Source organism: Blochmannia endosymbiont of Camponotus quercicola (assembly GCF_059935335.1).
Genome location: NZ_CP011794.1, coordinates 589,091 through 608,398, shown reverse-complemented (window position 1 = coordinate 608,398; position 19,308 = coordinate 589,091). Strand labels below are relative to the sequence as shown.

Annotated in this window: 16 protein-coding genes; 13 read left to right on the top strand and 3 right to left on the bottom strand. The window is 32.8% G+C overall.

The features are described from left to right. The first annotated feature begins 63 nt into the window (after nt 1-63). From ndhC to nuoN, 13 genes are all read left to right on the top strand, one after another. Complete coding sequence (ndhC, locus tag CBquer539_RS02550) at nt 64-438, top strand: NADH-quinone oxidoreductase subunit A (protein WP_500836751.1); 375 nt, start codon at nt 64-66, stop codon at nt 436-438. Between the two features lie 5 nt (nt 439-443). Further along, the gene (locus CBquer539_RS02545) at nt 444-1,124 is read left to right on the top strand and encodes a NuoB/complex I 20 kDa subunit family protein (protein ID WP_500836309.1); all 681 of its coding nucleotides are present in this window, start codon (nt 444-446) and stop codon (nt 1,122-1,124) included. A gap of 91 nt (nt 1,125-1,215) precedes the next feature. Beyond that, nucleotides 1,216-2,994 (top strand): NADH-quinone oxidoreductase subunit C/D, encoded by a 1,779-nt coding sequence (gene nuoC / locus CBquer539_RS02540; protein ID WP_500836308.1) that lies wholly within the window; start codon nt 1,216-1,218, stop codon nt 2,992-2,994. A gap of 13 nt (nt 2,995-3,007) precedes the next feature. Next, entirely contained in the window at nt 3,008-3,529 is a 522-nt protein-coding gene (gene nuoE, locus CBquer539_RS02535; protein WP_500836307.1) for an NADH-quinone oxidoreductase subunit NuoE, read from the top strand. Continuing rightward, nucleotides 3,526-4,857 carry an NADH-quinone oxidoreductase subunit NuoF gene (nuoF, locus tag CBquer539_RS02530; RefSeq protein WP_500836306.1) on the top strand — a complete coding sequence of 444 codons (1,332 nt, stop codon included), beginning with the start codon at nt 3,526-3,528 and terminating at the stop codon, nt 4,855-4,857. The genes nuoE and nuoF overlap by 4 nt, the downstream gene beginning before the upstream one ends. Nucleotides 4,858-4,979: 122 nt before the next feature. Further along, nucleotides 4,980-7,739 carry an NADH-quinone oxidoreductase subunit NuoG gene (gene nuoG / locus CBquer539_RS02525; RefSeq protein ID WP_500836305.1) on the top strand — a complete coding sequence of 920 codons (2,760 nt, stop codon included), beginning with the start codon at nt 4,980-4,982 and terminating at the stop codon, nt 7,737-7,739. Nucleotides 7,740-7,756: 17 nt separating this feature from the next. Beyond that, on the top strand, nt 7,757-8,710 hold the full coding sequence (nuoH, locus tag CBquer539_RS02520) for an NADH-quinone oxidoreductase subunit NuoH (protein ID WP_500836750.1): 954 nt from the start codon (nt 7,757-7,759) through the stop codon (nt 8,708-8,710). A gap of 26 nt (nt 8,711-8,736) precedes the next feature. Beyond that, nucleotides 8,737-9,279, top strand: coding sequence for an NADH-quinone oxidoreductase subunit NuoI (gene nuoI / locus CBquer539_RS02515; protein ID WP_500836304.1), 543 nt, complete (start codon nt 8,737-8,739; stop codon nt 9,277-9,279). A 33-nt stretch (nt 9,280-9,312) separates the two neighbouring features. Further along, nucleotides 9,313-9,864, top strand: coding sequence for an NADH-quinone oxidoreductase subunit J (nuoJ, locus tag CBquer539_RS02510; RefSeq protein ID WP_500836303.1), 552 nt, complete (start codon nt 9,313-9,315; stop codon nt 9,862-9,864). Then, the gene (gene nuoK, locus CBquer539_RS02505) at nt 9,861-10,163 is read left to right on the top strand and encodes an NADH-quinone oxidoreductase subunit NuoK (protein WP_500836302.1); all 303 of its coding nucleotides are present in this window, start codon (nt 9,861-9,863) and stop codon (nt 10,161-10,163) included. The genes nuoJ and nuoK overlap by 4 nt, the downstream gene beginning before the upstream one ends. Beyond that, a complete protein-coding gene (gene nuoL / locus CBquer539_RS02500; protein WP_500836301.1) occupies nt 10,160-12,046 on the top strand; it encodes an NADH-quinone oxidoreductase subunit L in 1,887 nt (628 codons plus the stop codon). The genes nuoK and nuoL overlap by 4 nt, the downstream gene beginning before the upstream one ends. Nucleotides 12,047-12,121: 75 nt before the next feature. Further along, nucleotides 12,122-13,663 carry an NADH-quinone oxidoreductase subunit M gene (gene nuoM / locus CBquer539_RS02495; protein ID WP_500836300.1) on the top strand — a complete coding sequence of 514 codons (1,542 nt, stop codon included), beginning with the start codon at nt 12,122-12,124 and terminating at the stop codon, nt 13,661-13,663. 39 nt (nt 13,664-13,702) lie between these two features. Then, on the top strand, nt 13,703-15,202 hold the full coding sequence (nuoN, locus tag CBquer539_RS02490) for an NADH-quinone oxidoreductase subunit NuoN (protein WP_500836299.1): 1,500 nt from the start codon (nt 13,703-13,705) through the stop codon (nt 15,200-15,202). Nucleotides 15,203-15,306: 104 nt separating this feature from the next. Here the strand turns inward: nuoN and yfaE are convergent, their stop codons facing one another. From yfaE to nrdA, 3 genes are all read right to left on the bottom strand, one after another. Then, a complete protein-coding gene (gene yfaE, locus CBquer539_RS02485; RefSeq protein ID WP_500836298.1) occupies nt 15,307-15,603 on the bottom strand; it encodes a class I ribonucleotide reductase maintenance protein YfaE in 297 nt (98 codons plus the stop codon). Further along, entirely contained in the window at nt 15,572-16,702 is a 1,131-nt protein-coding gene (nrdB, locus tag CBquer539_RS02480; RefSeq protein WP_500836297.1) for a class Ia ribonucleoside-diphosphate reductase subunit beta, read from the bottom strand. Before nrdB ends, yfaE begins: the two co-directional genes overlap by 32 nt. 69 nt (nt 16,703-16,771) lie before the next feature. Beyond that, complete coding sequence (nrdA, locus tag CBquer539_RS02475) at nt 16,772-19,051, bottom strand: class 1a ribonucleoside-diphosphate reductase subunit alpha (RefSeq protein ID WP_500836296.1); 2,280 nt, start codon at nt 19,049-19,051, stop codon at nt 16,772-16,774. Between the last annotated feature and the right edge of the window lie 257 nt (nt 19,052-19,308).

Sequence of the window (19,308 nt, the reverse complement as noted above, 5' to 3'; positions counted from 1 at the left end):
CATGATATTCATTATTGGGGTTTGATAGCATTTATAGTTGGTATCTTGGTTTTATGTATTTTTATGTTGTTTTGTGGACATTTTTTAGGAGGACATTCTTATTCGCGCGCTAAAAATGTGCCATTTGAGTCGGGTGTTCAATCTATAGGGAATGCTAGAATAAAATTTTCTGTTAAATTTTATTTAATCGCGATGGTTTTTGTTATTTTTGATGTAGAGGGGATATATGTATATATTTGGGCTGTATCTATACGAGATGTGGGTTGGCTAGGGTTTAATGAGATTATTGTCTTTATTCTGATTTTATTAGTGAGTTTAGTGTATTTAATCAGAATTGGTATGTTTAATTGGACAGTACAATTATCACAACGTGGTCATTGCGTGAGCTATTTTAATCTCGGTACTGAAAAATGCTTAAAAAAAAGTAATAAAAGGTAGCAAGTATGAAATATACTTTAACGACAGTTCGGTCGAGTAATAGTGAAGATGAAAAATATCCTCTTCAAGAAAAAAAGGCTGTGTTAGATCCGTTAGAAAAAAACATTCAACGGAACGTTTTTTTTGGAAAACTAAGTGTTTTTTTACATAAAATTGTTAATTGGGGACGAAGCAATTCTTTATGGCCTTATAATTTTGGGTTATCCTGTTGTTATGTAGAAATGACTACCGCGTTTACTGCGGTACATGATGTTGCACGGTTTGGGTCAGAAGTGCTGCGCGCATCTCCTCGTCAAGCAGATTTTATGGTTATAGCAGGTACACCGTTTATTAAAATGGTTCCAGTGATACAACGATTATATGATCAGATGTTAGAGCCCAAGTGGGTAATTTCTATGGGAGCTTGCGCAAATTCCGGTGGTATGTATGATATTTATTCTGTGGTGCAAGGAATAGATAAATTTCTTCCAGTGGATGTTTATATTCCTGGATGCCCACCTAGACCCGAAGCATATATTCAAGCATTGTTATTACTAAAAGAATCTATTAGTGAAGAACGACGTCCACTTTCTTGGGTATTAGGAGATAGAGGGATATATAGTAGAAATATGCAATCAGAACGTCAACGTAAAAGTAATACCCGCATTGCAACGACTGTTTTATCTCATCCAGATGATGAAATTTGATTTCATATTATCGAAATGAAATAGTGAGACATGATCAAGATTTAGGGTAGATTTTGTAGTAATTAATTATAATTAGTTGGTAGATGATATTATGCATGATGATCTTACAGGAGAGTCTGTTGTTGCGAATGATTATCCAATATTAGCCGATTTATTATCTATGTTCAGTTCTAGAGATTTTGTATTACAATCCGCTCATACCGGGGGTTTAATAATTTGGATAAAACGTGAGATAATGATTCCAGTCTTGACATTTTTAAAAAAAACATCAAAACCGTATATTATGTTGTATGATTTACATGGTATAGATGAAAGATTGCGTATACATCGTGAGGGATTACCGCAATCAGATTTTACAGTGTTTTATCATTTAATTTCTATATCACGTAATGATGATATAATAATAAAAGTGCCTTTGTTAGAACAGTCTCTATATGTACCAACGATAGTTTCTTTGTTTGTAAATGCGAATTGGTATGAACGAGAAACTTGGGAAATGTTTGGAATTCATTTCGATAATCATCCTAATTTGACGCGTATAATTATGCCAAAGAGCTGGAACGGGCATCCATTACGAAAAGAATATCCAGCTCGTGCTACAGAATTTAATCCTTTTACTCTTACAAAACAAAAAGAAGATTTAGCAATGGAGGAATTATTATTTAATCCAGAAGAATGGGGTATGCACAAGTATGCTAAACATGAAAATTTTATGTTTCTTAATTTAGGTCCTAATCACCCTTCAGTGCATGGAGTATTTCGTATTATTTTACAATTGAATGGGGAAGAAATTATAGATTGTGTTCCAGATATTGGTTACCATCATCGAGGTGCCGAAAAAATGGGAGAACGACAAACTTGGCACGGTTATATTCCTTATACTGATCGAATTGAGTATTTAGGGGGATGTGTAAATGAAATGCCTTATATATTAGCTGTTGAAAAACTTGCCGGAATTGTAGTACCAGATAGAGTAAAATTCATTCGTATTATGTTGTCTGAATTGTTTAGAATTAATAGCCATTTGTTATATATTAGTACTTATTTACAAGATGTAGGCGCTATGTCTCCAGTTTTTTTAGCGTTTACTGATAGGCAGAAAATATACGATGTCATCGAGGCGATTACCGGATCTCGAATGCATCCAGCATGGTTTCGTATTGGAGGAGTTGCTAATGATTTGCCTATAGGCTGGGATTCTCTATTGAGAAAATGTCTTGATTGGTTGCCACATCGTGTTTCTTTTTATGTTAAGTCAGGATTGGAAAACAGTATATTAAAAAAACGTGCTTGTGGCATCGGCGCATATAATGCTAAAGAAGCATTAGATTGGGGAGTCACCGGCGCAGGATTACGTGCTACTGGTATTGAGTTTGATATACGTAAATCACGTCCTTATTCTGGATATGAAAATTTTAATTTCGATGTACCAATCGGAAACGGAATTAGTGACTCTTATAGTCGAGTAATGTTAAAAGTAGAAGAAATATATCAAAGTATACTTATTTTGAAGCAATGTTTGCAGAATATGCCAACAGGTCCATTTAAAGCAGATCACCCTTTAACTACTCCTCCCATGAGGGAATACACTTTGCAACATATAGAAACTCTTATTACTCATTTTCTTCAAGTATCATGGGGTCCCGTGATTCCAGCGAATGAATCCTTTCAGATGATTGAAGCGACTAAAGGTATTAATAGTTATTATTTAATTAGTGACGGGAATACTATGAGTTACCGTACTCGTATTCGTACTCCTAGTTTTCCTCATTTACAGCAAATTCCACATGTTATTCGTGGCGGTTTAATATCTGATTTAATTGTGTATTTAGGTAGTATTGATTTTGTCATGTCTGATGTGGATCGTTAATAAACGAGAAAATATGAGTAAGATTAAAACTAGTGATATGTCTGTTAGTTTAACTAATGATAGTTGTTTTCGATTAAGTAAAGAAGAATTTAATGCTATTCAAGAAGAGAGCACACATTATGAAGATGTACGTGCCGCTTCTATTGAAGCGTTAAAAATTATCCAAGAAAGTCGTGGTTGGGTTCCAGATGAAGCAATTACATTGATTGCTAAATTATTACATATTTCTGTGGTTGATGTAGAAGGTGTAGCTACATTTTATAATCAAATTTTTCGTCAACCGGTAGGTCGTCATATTATTAGATATTGTGATAGCGTAGTGTGTTATTTGATTGGATGTGAAAAAATTAAAAAAACTTTAACATATGTGTTAAACGTTACAGCAGGTGATACAACTGCAGACAATCGCTTTACCTTATTACCTACTTGTTGTTTAGGTATATGCCATAAAGCCCCAGTCATTATGATAAATAAAGATGTTTATTCTTGTATAGTTCCAGGAATGATCCCAAAATTGTTAGGACAATATTTATGAACAATGTTCATGATGCTAATGCAGAAAATAATCCACTTACGTGGAGAATGCGTCACGATAAACAACCGGTATGGTTGCATGAATATCAATCTAGAAATGGATATCTAGCTGCATATAAAGCAATTACTCGTATGTCTCCAGAAGAGATTATTGAATTAGTTAGAGATTCCGGTTTAAGAGGTCGTGGTGGTGGGGGTTTTTTTACTGGAATAAAATGGGCTATGATGTTTCAAAACAAATCAAGTTGTTCTCGTTATTTAGTATGTAATGCAGATGAAATGGAACCAGGAACTTATAAAGATCGATTTTTAATGGAACGATTACCTCATTTATTATTAGAAGGTATATTAATTGCAAGTTATGCTTTAGGAGTATCACGAGCGTATATTTTTTTGAGATATGAATATATGATTGTAGCGGAATATTTAACTCGTGCTATTGCTGAGATCAAATCAATTGGATTAATTGGTAAAAATATTTTGAATAGTGAGTTTAATTTTGAATTATTCTTGCATACAGGAGCTGGAAGATATATTTGCGGAGAAGAAACGGCATTGATTAATGCTTTAGAAGGGCGTCGGGCTGTGCCACGCGCTAAACCTCCGTTTCCAAGTCACGTAGGATTATGGGGAAAACCTACATGTATCAATAATGTTGAAACATTATGTAATATTCCAGGAATTATTGAACATGGAGTAACTTGGTATAAGAACATTTCTGCTAAAAAAAGTAATGATTCGGGTACAAAATTAATGGGATTTTCCGGTCGAGTAAAGAAACCAGGAGTTTGGGAGTTACCTTTTGGTACTACTGCTAGAGAGATTTTAGAAGATTATGCTCAAGGTATGTGTACTGGTGTTATTTTAAAAGCATGGCAACCAGGAGGTGCAAGTACAGATTTTTTAACTCAAGATCACTTAGATACACCGATGGATTTTGAGAATATTGCTGCTTCTGGTAGTAGATTTGGAACTGGAATGGCAATAGCAATAGATAGCGCCGTAAATATGGTTTCCTTAGTTCGTAATTTAGAAGAGTTTTTTTCACGAGAATCTTGTGGTTGGTGTACTCCATGTAGAGATGGTTTACCTTGGATAGTAAAATTATTGATTTCTTTGGAAAGGAAGGATGGTAGGCCTGGCGATATAGAATTATTGGAGCAATTGTGTTGTGTACTTGGGCCTGGAAGAACTTTTTGTGCTCATGCTCCAGGCGCTGTAGAACCTTTGAAAAGTGCTTTGAAATATTTTCGAAATGAATTTGAATCGGGTGTTTGTAAATTTTATAGACAGGAAACACATCGTATTAGTTGTATTCAAATTAATTAAATTTTTTATAGATAAATAAATGAATTTGCACATAATTTATGTGTGTAATATGAATGGTGTATATTGGTTAATTTTTTAATTTTTTTTTAAAGTACGAATAAAAATAAAATTGGTATATTAAAATGATGATTTCTATTTATATAGAAGGGAAAAAGTATACAGTGGAAGATTCAAAAAATATACTGGAGGTATGTTTGTCTCTTGGATTCGACGTTCCTTATTTTTGTTGGCATCCTGCTTTAGGTAGTGTGGGTGCTTGCAGACAATGTGCGGTCAAACAATATTATGATAATAAGATAAACGATACGCAAGGTCGTGTGGTGATGTCTTGTATGACACCAGTATCAGATGGTAGCTTGATCACTATTTTTGATAATGAGGTAGAAGAATTTAGAAAGAATATATTGGAGTTATTGATGATTAGTCATCCTCATGATTGTCCGATATGCGAAGAAGGAGGTAATTGTCATCTTCAAGATATGACAGTAATGGTCGGGCAGACATATCGTCGTTACAGATTTTCTAAGCGCACACATTATAATCAATATTTAGGACCATTTATTGCGCACGAAATGAATAGGTGTATTACTTGTTATCGGTGTATACGTTATTATAATGATTACGCTGGTGGTGATGATTTAGGTGTGTTCGGGGTGCATGATAACATCTATTTTGGGCGAGTAGAAGATGGCATGTTGCGAAATGAGTTTTCTGGAAATTTAATAGAAATATGCCCTACCGGGGTATTTACTGATAAAACGCAATCAAAGCATTATGCTCGTAAATGGGATATGATTTTTGCACCTAGTATTTGTCAACAATGTAGTGTTGGATGTAATATTATTTTAGGCGAACGTTACGGGAAGTTGTGTCGTGTTGAAAATCGTTATAATGGGAATATTAATGGTTATTTTTTGTGTGATCGCGGTCGATTTGGTTGCGACTATGTTAATGTTAGTAATAGACCTAAGAATCCATCCCATAGACAAGGCGATGATTGGGTTGTGCTCAACGAAACGCAAGCGATACAAGAAGCTGCCAATGCGTTAAAGTATAATTGTAGCAAGATGATTGGCATTGGGTCTGCTCGCGCTAGCATGGAAAGCAATTTTGCTTTATTAAAACTAGTGGGACCAGATAATTTTTATACTGGTGTTGATAGTTTCGAGCAAGAACGATTATTGTTAATTCTTGAAATATTATGCAATAGTGGTATTTATGTTCCGTCGTTACGTGAAGTAGAAAGTTATGATACCATTTTAATATTAGGAGAGGATTTAACTCAAACTGGAGCACGGGTAGCACTGTCAGTACGACAAGCTGCTAAGGGGAAAGCCCGTAAAGACGCAGAAGCTCAAGGAATTTTTGATTGGCAGTCTGCGGCTATTATAAATAGTTCGCAAGGCATTAATAATCCTATATTAATCACTGGTATAGATAAAACAAAATTAGATGATGTTGCTGTGTTAACTTATTACGATTCGGTTCAAAATCAAGCACGGTTTGGTTTTGCTATCGCTCATGCGATAGATAATACTGCTCCTGAGGTTGAAGATTTTGATTCTAAATTGAATGATAAATTAAATATAGCTGTGCAAAAATTGATGGAGTCGCGTAAACCATTAATTATTTCAGGAAGTAATTCAGGTAGTAAAGAATTAATTGCTTCGGCAGCAAATATTGCTCGTGCTTTAAAAAATCGTGGGAGTGAAGTTGGAATCACTTTCATTGTAGGTGAAGTGAATAGTATGGGTTTAGTCATGCTAGGTAAAAAAAGTCTTGATGCTGCTCTTGTAGATATTTGTACTAATGATACCTCATCTGTTGGTTTAATCGTGTTAGAAAATGATTTGTATCGTCATGCAAAGTCAACTCAAGTTGATATGGCTTTAAATAAGGTTAATTATTTAATCGTATTAGATCATCAATATAATCTGATTCAAGAGAAGGCGAACTTAGTGTTGTCAGTTTCTAGTTTTGCTGAAAGTGACGGAACTGTGATTAATTACGAAGGACGTGCACAAAGATTTTTTCGATTATATAAGCCACAGAGTTATGAAAGAAGTATAGTTATTTTAGAAAGTTGGAGATGGTTATATTTAATACATGATTTTTATATAAGTTATATTAGAAAAAAAAGTTTGCATATTGATCATATTATAGATGCTATAATTTATTTTTTTCCAAAATTAATTGGAATTAGATCGGCATCACCGGACGCATCTTTTCGTATCCATGGACAAAAATTAGCTCGTGCACCGCATCGTTACAGCGGACGTACAGCTATTTATGCTAATCTTGATATACATGAACCTTGTGTATCACAAGATGATGATACAATGTTCTCTTTTTCTATGGAGGGTAATCATAACGTTCAATCATCGCATAAACAGGTAGCGTTCGCATGGGCTCCAGGATGGAATTCTCCACAAGCTTGGAATAAATTTCAAGATAAAGTGGGTGGACATTTATATTCTGGAGATCCGGGAGTACGTTTATTATGTACTGATGACAGCGCAACATTAAATTGGTTTCATATGGTTCCTCCTAAATATTTGAAAATTATTAAAAATGTTGATCGGTGGGTAATAGTGCCTTATTGGCATCTATTTGGAAGTGAAGAGACTTCTCAGCGATCTAAGTGTATTCAAGATTGCATGCCAAATCCTTATGTTATGCTTAGTCAATTGGATGCGTTACAACTAAAAATACAAAAAAATATGTTTCTTAAATTTACATGTGCCGATCAAGTTTTATGTTTACCAATAAAATTAAGTACTAATCTACCTACAGGCCATATTGGATTACCTTTAGGTCTTCCAGATATTCCTGTATTTTTATCTGGTATGTATGCGCAAGATGTTCAAGGAGTATTATTGTGATTTGTTGTTCATCAGAAATTGTTACAACACATTGTTTTTCTGCTGTTGTACATGCAGTAATTATTTTGGTAGCAATAGTCGTTTGTGGCGCATATATGAGTTTTTTAGAACGTAGATTATTAGCTTTGTTTCAAAATCGTTATGGCCCTAATAGGGTGGGTTGGAATGGTTCATTGCAATTATGTGCCGATTTAATTAAAATTATGTTTAAAGAAGATTGGGTTCCTCCATTTTCTGATCGTATTGTATTTGTTTTAGCTCCAGTGATAGCTTTTATTTCATCGTTAATGAGTGTATTAATTATCCCTTTTACTCCTACATGGATAATATTGGAGTGCAATGTTGGTATATTATTTTTTCTTATGATATCGGGATTAATGGTGTATTCGGTATTGCTTGCAGGTTGGGCGAGCAACAATAAATATGCTTTAATTGGCGCTGTGCGCGCTACGGCTCAAACGCTTAGTTACGAAGTATTTTTAGGATTATCTACAATGGGCGTAGTTGCTCAATCTGGATCGTTTAATCTCAAAAATATAGTTGAAGATCAATTATATTTATGGAATGTAATCCCTCAATTTGTAGGATTTATTACTTTTTTTTTAGCGGGTATGGCTCTATGTCATAGGCATCCATTTGATCAACCAGAATCAGAACAAGAGCTGGCTGATGGTTATCATATTGAATATTCTGGTATTAAATTTAGTTTGTTTTTTATTTCTGGATACATCAATATGATTGTTATTGCATCATTTATTGTCACATTATTCTTTGGAGGGTGGCAAGGGCCTTGGTTTCCTCCTGCTGTTTGGTTTTTTAGTAAAACTTTTTTATTTTTAATTTTATTCATATTGATACGCGCAGCGTTACCACGTCCGCGATACGATCAAGTTATGTTGATAAGTTGGAAGTTTTTTTTGCCTCTTACGTTATTAAATTTATTAAGTACTGCTGTTGTCATTTTGTTGTAATTTATTAATATAGGTTAATATATATGATGAAGTTAAGAAAAATTTTTATAGATATTGGTTCTATATTGCGCAGTATTTGGATGATAGGAATACAAGCATTTAGTAAACGTGAAACTATGATGTATCCCGATGTTCCGTATATTCCGTCACCCAGATATCGTGGGCGTATCGTATTGACTCGAGATCCATCAGGTCAAGAACGTTGTGTGGCTTGTAATTTATGCGCTGTAGCTTGTCCAGTAGGGTGTATTTCTTTGAAAAAAGGAGAATCTGTAGATGGAAGGTGGTATCCAGAATTTTTTAGGATCAATTTTTCTAGATGCATTTTTTGTGGGTTGTGTGAAGAGGCGTGTCCAACAGCAGCTATTCAATTAACTCCGGATTTTGAAATGAGTGATTTTAAACGACATGATTTAGTGTATGAAAAATCTGATTTATTAATATCGGGTCCTGGAAAATATTCTGAATATGATTTTTATCAATTTTCTGGTAAAGAAATCTTAGATAAAAAAAAGGGAGACGCGAAAAAAGAATCGAAGCCCATAAATGTTAAAAACATACTACCTTAATTTTCAAGCGAAGGTCAATGAGGAGTGTGTGTTATGACGGCTTTATTTTATATCTCTGGCATTATAGCCATACTATCTACGATATGTGTAATATTACATTATAATCCAATGCATGCCTTGTTATATTTAATTGTTTCATTTTTATCTATATCATGTAATTTTTTCTCTTTAGGAGAATCTTTGGCTGGATCCGTGGAAATTATTGTTTATGCTGGAGCTATCATGGTTCTATTTGTATTTGTAATAATGATGCTTAACACGAAAACTATTATATTTGCTATGCAACAAGATAGTAGATTTTTAAGCCCCATATTATGTTGTGGTGTTGTGTTACTATTGGGTATATTACTTATCATCTTGCTGTATATTTCTTTTGGGTTAACAGATTATTTGATAAATATACATAAGTCAGTCATAGACGTAAAGCAAGTTGGCATTGTGTTATTTGGGCCATATATATTAATGGTAGAGCTAGCGTCATTTTTGTTGTTGAGTGCATTGATTTCTGTATTTCATTTGTCTCAAGAATATACATTATCTGATGATTGTGTTGATTCTATTCAATCACAAGAATATAAAATATGATTCCTTTATCGCATGGTCTTAGTTTATCTATAATTTTATTTATATTGGGCTTAGTAGGTATAATAATAAGACGTGATTTATTGTTTATCCTGTTAGGGCTAGAAATTATGATTAACTCTGCTGCTTCAGCATTTGTGATAGTAGGATCTTGTTGGGAGCAAGCGGATGGGCAAGTTATGTATATTTTAGTAATCACTTTAGCTGCTTCTGAGTCTGCAATTTCTTTAGCATTATTACTTCAATTGTATCGTCGTTATCGCATATTACATGTCGATAATATTAGAGAGATGCGTGGATGAATCTACTTGTTTTGACTATACTTTTTCCATTGTTAGGATTTATTACGTTAGCTATTTCTCAAGGAAAATGGTCTGAAAATACTTCTGCTATAATAGGAGCAGGTACTATAGGTGTATCAGCATTTGTTACTATATGCATCATATTTGATTTTTGTTGTAATTCTAGTAATTACGTTACTTTTGCGTTTATTCAGGAGCTTTGGACGTGGTTTTCTATTAATGATTTATGCGTTACTGTAGCACTTAGATTAGATGGGTTATCCTTGATCATGTTATCAGTAATTACTGGCGTTGGATTTATTATTCACTTATATGCCGTTTGGTATATGAGAGGATGTGAAGGGTATTCTCGTTTTTTTGCTTATACTAATTTATTTATGGCAAACATGGTGCTTTTGGTTTTATCAGATAATTTATTGTTAATGTATTTTGGATGGGAAGGTGTAGGTCTGTGTAGTTATTTATTAGTTGGTTTTTATTATTTTGATTCTAGGAATGGAACAGCAGCTTTAAAAGCATTTATTACTACTCGTTTTGGCGATATATGTTTGATATGTGCATTGTTCATGATTTATGATCAATATCATACTTTAAGTTTAAATGAATTATTAACATTAGAATTGAAATATTCATCATGTCAGGCTTACAATGAAATTACATGGATATCTTTGATGCTACTTATTGGAGCAATAGGTAAATCAGCTCAATTACCCTTACACACTTGGTTAATAAGCGCTATGGTTGGACCAACTCCAGTATCGGCATTGATTCATGCGGCTACTATGGTAACGTCTGGTGTATATTTAATAATTCGCATGAATAACTTTTTTTTGATGACTCCGAGCATTTTATATTTGACTGGCGTTATTGGTTCATTAACCGTAGTACTATTCAGTTGTTCAGCATTGTTTCAAAGTAATATTAAAAAGATTTTAGCGTATTCTACTATGAGTCAAATAGGATATATGTTTTTAGCACTTGGCGGGCAACATTGGGATGCAGCTATGTTGCATTTGGTAACACATGCTTTTTTTAAAGCGTTATTATTTTTAGCCGCAGGTTCATTAAGTTATGCTTGTAGACATGAACAAAATATTTTTAAAATGGGAGGATTATATAAATTTATACCTTTAATTTATTTTTGTTTTTTAATAGGCGGAGCATCTTTATCTGGAATACCTATAATTACTGCTGGAGTTTATTCAAAAGAAATGATTATGTTGAAAACATTAGCTAATCATGATTATTTTTTCTTGTTGTCTGGATTAATAGGGGCGTTTTTAACGCCTATTTATACGTTTCGTATGATTTTTGTTGTGTTTCATGGTGATAGAAAAATAGAGCCACGTTTCTCTAATAAAATTACTCAAAATTTGCCTTTGATTTTGTTATCATTATTATCTACGTTTATTGGAGGATGGATAAAATTACCTGCATTAATAGATGCAGTGAGTATCAATGTTAGCGCAGCGTATAGTTATAGTCGAATCTATTTTGAAATAGTATCTGGGTTCTTAGTGATTTTTGGTGTCTGGTTGGCATCAATTTTTTGGGTAGATTCTTTACGTGGGATTACAAGACAGGTTGTAAGACCTCGTGCAGAAGAATTAGCAGAGCGATACATAGTATTGTTATGTTATTATGGGTGGGGGTTTGACTGGTTTTACAAATTAATATTTGTAAAACCATATTTGTTTATAACCAAAAAATTGTCTTATTATGATCCAGTTGATGTAATTGTGCATATTATCACATCATTTTTATGTTGTATTAAGAATGGTTTGACGTTGAGTGAAAATGGGAAACTAAGTTGGTATATAGTATCAATGAATATAGGAGCAGTTATTATATTAATTATGATGTTAATATATAACCGTATTTAGATTGTGTTAGCAATTATTAATTGTTATACGAGGCAATATAAATGTTTAGTGTATATTTTTCAGCGATAAAATAGTATGTTATTGTTGATTTTAGTATTTATTCCTTTTGTTTTCGGATTATTATGTTGGCAGTCAGAACGTATTGGATATTGGATACCTCGTTGGATTGCTTTATCTGGAATGAGCATAACACTGATTATTGCAGTGTTTTTATGGAAGTATGAGTATCATAGTGTGTTAAATGTGTACCCTGCAGAGTATGTATTTCCGAAATGGCAATTAGAATACGCATGTCTCTGGATCCCAAGATTCGGAATTAGTGTTCATTTAGCGTTAGATGGATTCTCTTTATTAATGGTTACATTAACGGGGTTTTTAGGATGTATGGCAGTGCTATGTTCTTGGTGTGAGATTCAGCGTTGGCAAGGTCTTTTTTATTTTAATTTATTATGGGTTTTAGGTGGAGTTGTTGGTGTTTTTTTATCAGTTGACATGTTTTTATTCTTTTTTTTCTGGGAAATAATGCTTATTCCGATGTATTTTTTAATATCTTTATGGGGGCATAAAGAAGCAAATAGAAGTGATCGTATTAATACTGCTATTAAATTTTTTGTTTATACTCAATTTAGCAGTTTATTCATGTTGATTTCTATTATTGCTCTTGTTTCTATAAATTATAATATAAATGGAGTATGGTCGTTTAGTTATCAAGATTTATTAAATATAACGTTGCCAGCACATATGGAATATTTGATTATGTTAGGTTTTTTTTTCGCTTTTGCAGTAAAAATGCCAATTGTCCCATTTCATGGTTGGTTACCAGATATGCATAGTCACGCTCCTACTGCTGGATCAGTTGATTTATCTGGAATTTTATTGAAAACAGCTGCTTATGGGTTTTTCCGATTTGTTTTACCTTTGTTTCCTTGTGCTTCGAAATCTTTTGCAGCAATAGTTATGTGCTTGGGTCTTTTAAATATTTTTTATGGCGCTTGTATGGCATTTGCGCAAACTGATGTTAAACGTTTAATTGCATACAGTAGCATATCTCATATGGGATTTATATTAATTGCAATTTATAGTGGCACTCAATTGTCATATCAAGGTGCTGTTATACACATGATTTCTCATAGCTTATCTGTTTCTGGAATGTTTATACTTTGTGGTCAATTATATGAGCGGATACATACTAGAGACATGCGTTTAATGGGAGGGTTATGGAGTAGTATGTATTTAATGCCTGCTTTTTCTTTGTGTTTTGCAGTAGCAACACTCGGATTACCGGGTACTGGAAATTTTATCGGAGAAGTGATGATTTTGATTGGTAATTTTCACGTAGCACCTATAATCACAATAATAGCTTGTTTTGGAATAATATTTTCGTCAATTTATTCCCTTGTTTTAATGCAACGCATATATTACGGCCCAACATTGACTTTTAGAACTCGTGGAAGTGGGTTATTAAATAATATGACACTACGAGAAAAGTGTATTATCATAACATTGTTATCATGTATTTTTTTAATTGGTTTTTTTCCACAATGTATTTTAAATATCTCATATGCAACTATGCAAAGTCTTTATATTTGGTTAGAAGAATGTAATTGTTCTATATGATTAGATTAGATTGTAACGATGATAGGATCGTATTTTATCATGACAATAACTTGGATACAAATCATTATTGCATTGTTACCTATATTAATTATTGGAATGACAACAGTTATTATTATGTTATCAATCGCATATCGTCGTAATTTATTTTTACATATTTTGCTGACAATATTTGGATTTAGTTTAGCAATTGTATCTCTTGGGGTGATATGGAATAAAAGTGCTCGAAATGTTTTTCAATTAATATGTATTGATGATTTTACCTTATTATGTATCATGTTAATGTTAATTTCTAGTTTGTCAAGCGCTGTATTGGCTTATAAGTGGTTGTCGAGTTATCCAAGTAATCGTGATGAATTTTGTTTGCTATTGCTTATTTCTAGTATTGGCTGTATTCTGTTAGCCACTGCAAATCATTTGGCAATGTTATTTTTGGGGATAGAACTGATTGCATTGCCGTTATTTGGATTAATAGGTTATTCTTTTTTTAAAAAATTTTCTTTAGAAGCAAGTGTTAAATATATTATATTATCTGGAGTATCTTCATCGTTTATATTATTTGGAATAGCGTTGATATATGCTACCACTGGTTGTTTGTCTTTTGATGATATTAGTCGGTTATTAGGTCTACATCTCGTTGCATCTCATCAACCTGTTCCTATGTTGATCACAGGACTAGGTATGATGATGGTTGGGTTCGGATTTAAATTGTCATTAGTTCCTTTTCATTTATGGACCCCTGATGTATATCAGGGCGCGCCATCTTCAGTATCACTGTATCTGATGACTAGTAGTAAAATAGCTATAATATCGGTATTGATGCGATTGTTTATGGTTTTTCCTGATCAATATAATAAGATATTTTGTATGTTTTTATCAGGAACTGCATGTTGTTCAATGTTATTTGGAAATTTAATGGCTATTAAACAAAATAATATTAAACGGGTGTTAGCTTATTCTTCGATCGCACATATAGGTTATATATTAGTTGGTATAATTGCGGTATTCCAAAGCAATCCTATTGCTTTGGAGACCATTGGTATTTATCTCGTAAGTTATGTGCTTACTAGTATAGGAGCATTTGGTGTTATCACTATAATGTCTGTTTGTTGTGCTAATGAAGATACAGATGTATTCTTTACATATCGCGGTCTTTTTTGGTCTCAACCAATGTTATCGGTATTATTTACAATTATTGTATTATCTTTAGCAGGTATACCTATAACATTAGGTTTCATTGGAAAATTTTATTTATTTGTTTTGGGAGTGAATAGTGAATTGTGGTGGCTTACTGTTTTTATAGCCATGAGTAGTGTTATTAGTATATTTTATTATTTAAGAATTATAATAAATTTATATATTAATCCTATACATCGTTTGAAAATAAACTCTGATTCTCCATCTAGTTGGAGTGTCACTCCTGATGGGATAGTAGTGATTATTGTATCTTTTTTAATATTGTTTTTGGGATTATATCCTCAACCTATGATTTACCTTGTCCATCTAATATATCCAACAGGTTATTCAATTGGATCGTTTTAGATGAAAGATATAATTAAAGATTTTTTATATATATTTTCAATCATTTAATAAATTATTTTTTGTGTTATAATGCATGCTAGCGATGATATTATTAAAAAGTATGGTTACAGTAATTTTAAGACAATATTTTCTATAGGGGCGCAACAGCATATCAAAATTTCATCGGAACTAACATAACCTAAAGGTTCTTTATAATATTGTACTTTTCCTTGTATTAATAAAGCTCGACAACTTCCACAGTAACCTGATCGACATTGATAATTTAGCGATGGTATACGGTGTATTTCTAATGCTTCCAATAAAGAACGATATCTTTTATTATTATATGTGAATTTTAGATTCAAATATTTTTTTGAATAAATAAATATTTTACAATTGAAAATCATTAAACTCGTTGTCATGAATGTTAGTATCTATTTGCCCTACTAGATAAGAACTTGCTTCTACTTCTTGCGGTGCCACTTGAACATTATCTGATGACAACCAAGAATTAATCCAAGGGATCACGTTAGATCTTATCTTAAAAGGCGATTCCAGCCCTATTGCTTGCATACGTATGTTGGTGATATATTCAATGTATTGACATAGTATATCTTTGTTTAAACCTATCATAGACCCATCTTTAAATAAATAATTAGCCCAATTTTTTTCTTGTTCTGCAGCCATTAAAAATAATGCATAGCTTTCTTGCTGACACGTTGCACTGATATCAGCCATTTCTGGATCATCTAATCCAAAGCGCATTAGATTTAGCATATGTTGAGTAGCGTTTAAATGTAAAGCTTCATCACGAGCTATAAATCGTATAATTTTTGCATTGCCTTCCATTAACTCACGTTCAGCAAATGCAAAAGAACAAGCGAAGCTTACATAAAAACGAATAGCCTCTAACACGTTAACGCTAATTAAACATAAATATAATTTTTTTTTAAGTTCATGTAAGTTTACCGTAACAGTGTTATTATTAATTTTATGAATACCGGGACCTAAGATATGATAATAACTGGTTAATTCAATCAAATCATCATAGTACGTTGAAATATCTTTAGCGCGTTTTAAAATTTCTTCGTTACTGATAATATCATCAAATATTAAAGATGGATGACTAACAATGTTGCGGATAATATGAGTATAGGAACGGGAGTGGATGGTTTCAAAAAATGACCAAGTCTCTACCCAAGTTTCCAGTTCTGGTATAGAAATTAATGGGAGCAATGCGATATTAGGACTGCGTCCTTGAATAGAATCTAATAATGTTTGGTATTTTAAATTGCTAATAAAAATGTGTTTTTCATGATCTGGTAATGATTGAAAATCTATACGATCTCTGGAAATATCTATTTCTTCTGGGCGCCAAAAAAAAGAAAGTTGTTTTTCGATTAGTTTTTCGAAAATAGGATGTTTTTGTTGGTCAAATCGAGCGATATTTACTGGTTGTCCTAAAAACATTGGTTCAAGCAGTTGGTTATTTTGATTTTGGGAAAAGGTTGTATAAGTCATTTTTATTCCTTTGTTAAAAACAGACACAAATATATGTCATTTTATGTTGCAAATAATATAGTTTCATGTCTAAATTGTACAAGCACCACTTGTACAAATGTTTGGTTGATTATGTGGTAGTTTCTGTATGTCTTGAGCGCCATCACGGGTATTGTGATAGTATAGAGTTTTAATACCCAGTCTATATGCATATAATAAATCTGCTAGTAGTTGTTTCATAGGCACTTTAGACTCTGGAAAGCGAGAGGGATCATAATTAGTATTAGTTGAAATGGATTGATCAACAAATTTTTGCATAATTCCCACTAATTGTAGATATCCTCGATTATCTGGTATTTGCCATAATAATTCATAGGCAGATTTTAGTCTAATAAACTCAGGTACTACTTGACGCAAAATTCCATCTTTTGAGGCTTTTATGCTAATGTAGCCTCTGGGAGGTTCTATTCCGTTAGTGGCATTGGAAATCTGTGATGAAGTTTCTGATGGCATTAATGCGGATAATGTAGAATTTCGTAATCCATATTGTCTGATTTTAGCGCGTAAATCTTCCCAGTTATAATGTAATGGTTCATTAATAAATGAATTCAGGTCTTTTTTATATGTATCAATAGGTAAGATGCCTTTTGCATATGAAGTGTCATGAAACCATTCACAAGATCCTTTTTCTTTAGCTAAATTATTAGAAGCTCTTAATAGATAATATTGAATAGCTTCAAAAGTACGGTGTGTTAATTTATTAGCACTGCCGTCTGAATAGCGTACCCCATGTTTAGCGAGATAATAAGCATAGTTAATTACTCCAATTCCTAAAGAACGTCTTCTTATAGCACTGCGTTGTGCAGCGGGAATGGGGTAATCTTGATAGTCTAATAGAGCATCAAGAGCTCGTACTATCAAAGTAGCAAGTTCAGATAGGTCATCAAGCTTTTCAATATTACCAAGATTGAAAGCAGATAAGGTACATAAAGCAATTTCACCATTATAGTCATTAATGTTGTTTAAAGGTTTAGTGGGTAATGTTATTTCTAGACATAAATTGGATTGATGAATTGGAGCGGTAATACTATTGAAAGAACTATGAGTATTACAGTGATCTGCGTGTTGAATATAAATTCTTCCAGTAGAAGCTCTTTCTTGCATCATCAAAGAAAACAGTTCTATTGCTTTAATTTTTCGGTGTCTGATGCTGCGATTGTTTTCATATGTGTGATATAAGTCTTCGAATTCATTTTGATTGGCAAAAAAAGCTTCATATAATCCTGGTACATCAGATGGACTAAATAGTGTAATATATTCTCCTTGAACAAGACGTTGGTACATTAATTTGTTAATTTGTACGCCATAATCTAAATGACGTATTCTATTGGATTCTACACCACGGTTATTTTTTAAAACAAGTAAATTTTCTATTTCTAAATGCCAAATAGGGTAAAATAATGTAGCAGCTCCCCCTCGCACGCCTCCTTGAGAACATGATTTTACCGCTGTTTGAAAATGTTTATAAAATGGAATACATCCGGTGTGAAATGCTTCTCCGTTGCGTATTGGGCTACCTAACGCTCTAATACGTCCAGCGTTAATACCTATTCCAGCTCGTTGAGCCACATATTTTACAATAGCACTGGACGTTGCATTAATAGAATCAAGACTGTCATCACATTCAATTAATACACAGGAACTAAATTGGCGTGTTGGTGTACGTACTCCAGACATAATAGGTGTTGCTAAAGAAATTTTAAAAGTTGAGATTGCATTGTAAAATTGTTGAATATAATTCATGCGAGTTTTTTTAGGATATTTAGAGAATAGACAGGCTGCAGTTAATATATACAAAAACTGAGCGCTTTCATAAATTTCTCCGGTTACCCGATTTTGTACTAAGTATTTCCCTTCCAATTGTTTCACAGCAGCATATGAAAAATTCATGTCTCGCCAATGATCAATAAATGTATCCATTTGATCAAATTCTTCCGCATTGTAATCATCTAATAAATGTTTATCGTATTTACCAATTTTTATTAATCGTAACACATGATTATAAAGTTTTGGCGGTTCAAATTGGCCGTAAGCCTTTTTACGTAGATGAAATACTGCTAAACGTGCTGCTAAATATTGATAGTCTGGTTCTTCTTCGGAAATTAGGTCTGCTGCTGATTTTATGATAGTTTCTTGAATATCAGAAGTTTTTATTCCGTTATAAAGTTGTATGTGAGAACGTAATTCTACTTGTGAAACAGAGATTTTTTCTAAGCCTTTGGCGGCCCAATTAATAACTCGGTGAATTTTATCCAGATTAATAGGTTCGTGATGACCGTTTCGTTTGGTAACTAGTAGAGTTTGGTTCATATAATTACATACCTATTGTGAAATACTAATAATATTAGTCAAGTAATTCATGAGAAATAAATTGTGATTCAGATTTGTGACAGAGTGATGAATTAATGATGACATTGTAATTTTTTTGTATATAAAGTAGTGATAGTTAAATAGTAACGCAAGTTAAGAATCTTATATCGTTTCAATTTGGTATAGGTAATTAAAAAATTAGTAATAACTAATACATCGAGCAAATATATTCTATTATATTATAATACGTATTATAA

Bases quoted from the DNA above. Each gene is read 5' to 3' on its own strand.
- ndhC (WP_500836751.1), top strand. From the start codon at position 64: ATGTTGTTTTGTGGACATTTTTTAGGAGGACATTCTTATTCGCGCGCT.
- CBquer539_RS02545 (WP_500836309.1), top strand. From the start codon at position 444: ATGAAATATACTTTAACGACAGTTCGGTCGAGTAATAGTGAAGATGAA.
- nuoC (WP_500836308.1), top strand. From the start codon at position 1,216: ATGCATGATGATCTTACAGGAGAGTCTGTTGTTGCGAATGATTATCCA.
- nuoE (WP_500836307.1), top strand. From the start codon at position 3,008: ATGAGTAAGATTAAAACTAGTGATATGTCTGTTAGTTTAACTAATGAT.
- nuoF (WP_500836306.1), top strand. From the start codon at position 3,526: ATGAACAATGTTCATGATGCTAATGCAGAAAATAATCCACTTACGTGG.
- nuoG (WP_500836305.1), top strand. From the start codon at position 4,980: ATGATGATTTCTATTTATATAGAAGGGAAAAAGTATACAGTGGAAGAT.
- nuoI (WP_500836304.1), top strand. From the start codon at position 8,737: ATGAAGTTAAGAAAAATTTTTATAGATATTGGTTCTATATTGCGCAGT.
- nuoJ (WP_500836303.1), top strand. From the start codon at position 9,313: ATGACGGCTTTATTTTATATCTCTGGCATTATAGCCATACTATCTACG.
- nuoK (WP_500836302.1), top strand. From the start codon at position 9,861: ATGATTCCTTTATCGCATGGTCTTAGTTTATCTATAATTTTATTTATA.
- nuoL (WP_500836301.1), top strand. From the start codon at position 10,160: ATGAATCTACTTGTTTTGACTATACTTTTTCCATTGTTAGGATTTATT.
- nuoM (WP_500836300.1), top strand. From the start codon at position 12,122: ATGTTATTGTTGATTTTAGTATTTATTCCTTTTGTTTTCGGATTATTA.
- nuoN (WP_500836299.1), top strand. From the start codon at position 13,703: ATGACAATAACTTGGATACAAATCATTATTGCATTGTTACCTATATTA.
- yfaE (WP_500836298.1), bottom strand. From the start codon at position 15,603: ATGACAACGAGTTTAATGATTTTCAATTGTAAAATATTTATTTATTCA.
- nrdB (WP_500836297.1), bottom strand. From the start codon at position 16,702: ATGACTTATACAACCTTTTCCCAAAATCAAAATAACCAACTGCTTGAA.
- nrdA (WP_500836296.1), bottom strand. From the start codon at position 19,051: ATGAACCAAACTCTACTAGTTACCAAACGAAACGGTCATCACGAACCT.